Below are 4,301 nucleotides of genomic sequence, written 5' to 3' on the forward strand. Positions count from 1 at the left end.
TTTAAAGAACAATTCTAACATAACCTATCATATACAATTCTTTAACATCTCTTCCTCATTTGGGCAGTGGTATGCAACTGGATTCGATTATGATACAAAAAAAGTTCACGTGTTCCGCTGTGACAAAATCACAAGCATTATGGAAGATCATTCATTTGAAGCAAAACCAATTAAGGAATTACTTGATTTTTCGGCTAATATTTTTCAATCTTCAGATGCTTCAAATTTTGAAGTTCATATTTTGCCAAAAGGAGCAGATTTGTTTTACAAAGAAATTTACCCCTCTATGCAATTAATTACTGTCAATGGAGAATATATAATAAAAGGATTTTATAATAAAGGGGAAGAGAAATTCATTGCAGATTATTTTATTTCTTACGGAAAACTCATCCAGTCAATTTATCCTATCCAACTAAAAGATCTTATAAACAATCGAATATCTGAAATATCACAATTTTTTTCTGAACTTTAAAAAGGCATACAGCATTAGCTATTGCAGCCAATTGTAATATATCGGTATATTTTCCTGATGCTGGAGATCGTGTACCTTCCCTTTTAAATCCAGGGTTTAAGATATTATATGTTACAACTATATGGTGGACCTGATGGTGAAATGGGTGCATCCATGAGATACCTTTCCCAGCGTTTCACAATGCCCAACAGAAAAGCAATGGGCGTTTTAAATGATATCGGAACAGAAGAACTGGCACATTTAGAGATGGTGTCTACGATTGTTCATCAGTTAACGAAGAACCTGTCAATGGAAGAAATAGAATGCTCCGGTTTTGCACCTTATTATGTTGACCATACAGTTGGAATCTGGCCTCAATCTGCAGGAGGAGTTCCTTTTAATGCATGTGAATTCCAGTCTAAAGGAGATCCGATCACAGACCTCCACGAAAACCTTGCTGCAGAACAGAAAGCAAGAACTACCTATGATAATATACTCAGACTCGTAAAAGATCCTGACGTAATTGATCCAATCCGATTCCTGCGTGCGAGAGAAGTCGTTCACTATCAAAGATTCGGCGAAGCACTGCGTACTGTACAGGATGAACTTGATTTTAAAAACTTCTACGCATTTAATCCGTCTTTTGATATGCCGGCAAAATGCAGCTGTGATTCCTGTAAATAACAAATGTGAGGGGCGGTTCATCCGTCCCTCTTTATGTGCCAGAGCAGTCTGTCAATCACCTGGTATTTATTGGGATTAAACTGTACACCAAATCTCGCTAAAGTATTCCCGGACTTCAATCAGAGAGGGAAATATCTTAAGACTTATGTTTAGCATCTCATCATTTGGAGGAATCAGATCAGGCACCATAATGGGCTTCATGCCGGCACGATGGGCAGCACGCATACCGTTTAAGGAATCTTCCAGTACATAGCACTCTTCTGCCTTCACCTGCAGCATTTCTGCAGCTTTCAGGAAAATATCAGGCTCGGGCTTACTTTTTTGAACCATATCCCCTCCGGCTATCACCCGGAAATAATCCCGTATACCTGCCATTTGTGCCTCTTCCTCTAGAATTTCGATTTTTGTAGACGAAGCAACCGCGATATTACAATTATTCTCTTTTAAGAATTTCAGCATTTCAAGCAATCCTTTTTTCAGCGGAATCCCGTCTTTCTTTAACATATTATTAAAAGTGATCAGCATTTCTTTGTTATATTCGTCATAGGGAAAATCCCCGCCAAATTGATCACAGAATATTTTACGGGTAGCAAGGTTGGTCGTACCTATACAGCTGTAACAGAGGTCCCTCAAATTACCTAAGCCATGTTTCAATCCAACTTCAATCCAGGATTGTAATATTAAGGATTCTGTGTCCGCAACTGTTCCGTCCCAATCAAAAATTACTGTCTTTTCCATAAATACTCTTTCCCTTCGTATGTTTTTGTTCCGCCGCCGCACTCATAGGGGATATTTTTAATAAATTGAAATCCTAATTTTTATCATTACATTTTCAGATGCTGGATTTTCGGCTGCATGTCTGCCTACTATCTCTTCGATCTCTAATACTTCTACTGCAAATCGGATAATTTCCTGCATTGCTTCTGTGGTGTATCCATTTCCCCAGGCAGTTTTTCCAAGATTGTAGCTGATTTCATATTTATTGTATTCTTCTTCCATGTAGATTAAACCGGTTCCAATCAGTTCATCTGTATCTTTTTTCACAAATGCCCAGCGATACCAATCATCTGCATCCACTTTACCTGTTTCAAAGGTCAGCCACTCTATTGTTTTTTGAATATCGTTATGGCTTGACCAGAACATATATCTTGCCACGTCAGGATCACTCTCCCAGCCATGGAAGACCGCCTGTGCATCGTCCATGGAAAAAGGTCTCAGTATCAGTCTTTTGGTTTCTAATATTGGCGTTATCATTTACTTTTCTCCTTAGAGCAGTTTAGGCGTTAATAAGTTACTTGTTTCCAGGTTTCTTCCTGATTTCGATACTCTTCATTTAACCAGTCCACTACCAGATCAAGATTTTGATCATTTGCTTCAAATTCTTTAAATTGCTTCTTTTCATCGGGAGTAACATCCGAGCAATAAGGACCTGGCCAGATGGATACAATGAGTTGTTTTTCAACAAGTTCAATTTTATATCGCATGCCCTGATAACTCCCGGTACAGGCTTCTTTTTTTAGAAAATTCAAATTTACGATATCTTTTCGTTCAATCATAATATGTACTCTCCTTTTAGCGTTTATCTTGATCTTTATCTTATCTTTGCTTTGTAATGGGTTTAAATCCTTCTCCAATGACCTGGTCTGCTTCTGTTACAATCATAAAAGCGTTTGGATCTTCATTATATACAATTGTTTTCAGCTGATGGTATTCCTGAATACGTACCACGCACAGCAATACCAGGGCATCCTTTTGGCTGTATGCTCCCTGACCTTTGATAAAGGTTGCACTTCTCTCCATTTCTTCAATTACCCTTCCGGCGATAACTTCATTCTTATCTGACATAATCACAACCTGTCTTCCCTTATCCAGACCATAGATCATGCCGTCGATGACCTTGGTCTGGCAAAACAGGGCTACCATTCCAAACAAACCGGATTCGATATTTCCAAATACAATAATGGAGAGTCCAAGGATAATGCAGTCCACCAGCATCAGAGCGCTCCCAATCTGTACATGTGGAAATTTTCTTTCGATCAGACAGGATATAATATCTGTTCCCGCAGTGGTGGATCCTCTGTAAAAAATAACACCCAGGCCAAATCCCATACAAACTCCGCCAAAGATCGCTCCCAGCATTCGGTCACCGGCATATTGGGGGAAATATGGCGTTACTACATAATCCAGCATGAGGCTGCTGATTATCAGGGTTCGCAGAGTTTTAAATGTAAACTTCTTACCCAGATACCGAAATGCCAGATAAATAATCGGAATATTAATCACCAGCGTCATGGTTCCAATTGGAAGTCCCCAAAGGTATTTGATTAAAATTGCAATACCGGATACTCCTCCCGGGGCAATATTAGCCTTTTCGGCAAAATAATATATACCGATTGCCAGGGCAAAAGAACCAATAATGTCAAATAAGGTATCTATAAAGATTTCTTTATAATTTTGCCGTTGTTTCATAGTTTACCTTCTCTCTATTTCGTAATGCTTTTGAATAATTTAAAAACTGGATATGTATACTCAATATTTATAGTCTATCATAAAGAAATCCGGCTTTCAATAAAAAGTGCAGGTAACCAATATATTTTACCTGTCGGTTTCCTTATTACCATCCCATCATATCCAGATCCTACTATATTCAAAACTTCTATAGCTTAACTTAAGCTATTCTTAAGACCTCTTTCCAAATTTTAGTGTATAATTATAATAATTTAGAAAGGGGGCTTTACACTTGCGAATAAGTCATTGTATTCCATTTTACAAACCGATCATTCCGGAAAACCTCAAAGAGAAAATATGTTTTTCCGCGACTGAATCTTTAACACGCGATGAAGCTATCTGGTATAGTTATGCTTTGATGATAGTTGCTGAACAATTGGAAATTGAGGAAATTGATATCAACTCACTCACTGCAGTTACCGTAATCTTTACCATAAATGGCGTTCTCTCCATTGATGGTGAGTGTTCTAAGGGGGAAAGTGTTTACTTAGACCTAATCATCTATTCTATGAGACACATTCGGTCTATTTCATCTCGGAAGCTGGTTCTGTTCAAATTTCTGGAAGGACTGACCAGACATTTTTGGCAATTGGAAGATGACTCTATGGTAAATAGCAAGGTAAGGCAATTAATGCAATACATAGATAAAGATTTTTCC

At 38.1% G+C, this 4,301-nt stretch carries 7 protein-coding genes; 3 read left to right on the plus strand and 4 right to left on the minus strand.

Going from position 1 to position 4,301, the window contains the following annotated elements:
- Together ACH2DQ_RS03960 and ACH2DQ_RS03965 are read left to right on the plus strand one after the other, a co-directional pair.
- A partial coding sequence (locus tag ACH2DQ_RS03960; RefSeq protein WP_395025664.1) for a WYL domain-containing protein occupies positions 1 to 472 on the plus strand: 472 nt, incomplete at its 5' end.
- A 108-nt stretch (positions 473 to 580) separates the two neighbouring features.
- A complete protein-coding gene (locus tag ACH2DQ_RS03965; RefSeq protein WP_394916041.1) occupies positions 581 to 1,135 on the plus strand; it encodes a manganese catalase family protein in 555 nt (184 codons plus the stop codon).
- Between the two features lie 75 nt (positions 1,136 to 1,210).
- On the opposite strand, the gene ACH2DQ_RS03970 is transcribed toward ACH2DQ_RS03965, so the two are convergent.
- The 4 genes from ACH2DQ_RS03970 to ACH2DQ_RS03985 are packed head-to-tail and all read right to left on the minus strand — an operon-like array spanning position 1,211 to position 3,604.
- Positions 1,211 to 1,873, minus strand: a complete 663-nt coding sequence (locus ACH2DQ_RS03970; protein ID WP_394916042.1) for an HAD family hydrolase — start codon at positions 1,871 to 1,873, stop codon at positions 1,211 to 1,213.
- Between the two features lie 57 nt (positions 1,874 to 1,930).
- On the minus strand, positions 1,931 to 2,389 hold the full coding sequence (locus tag ACH2DQ_RS03975; RefSeq protein ID WP_394916043.1) for a GNAT family N-acetyltransferase: 459 nt from the start codon (positions 2,387 to 2,389) through the stop codon (positions 1,931 to 1,933).
- 29 nt (positions 2,390 to 2,418) lie between these two features.
- Positions 2,419 to 2,691, minus strand: coding sequence for a hypothetical protein (locus ACH2DQ_RS03980; RefSeq protein WP_394916044.1), 273 nt, complete (start codon positions 2,689 to 2,691; stop codon positions 2,419 to 2,421).
- A 40-nt stretch (positions 2,692 to 2,731) separates the two neighbouring features.
- Positions 2,732 to 3,604: a YitT family protein gene (locus tag ACH2DQ_RS03985; protein ID WP_394916045.1), complete on the minus strand. Its 873-nt coding sequence runs from the start codon at positions 3,602 to 3,604 to the stop codon at positions 2,732 to 2,734.
- Between the two features lie 271 nt (positions 3,605 to 3,875).
- On the opposite strand from ACH2DQ_RS03985, the gene ACH2DQ_RS03990 reads away from it, so the two are divergent.
- Positions 3,876 to 4,301: hypothetical protein (locus ACH2DQ_RS03990; protein WP_395025668.1), on the plus strand; the 426-nt coding region annotated here is incomplete at its 3' end.

Source organism: Robinsoniella sp. (assembly GCF_034124845.1).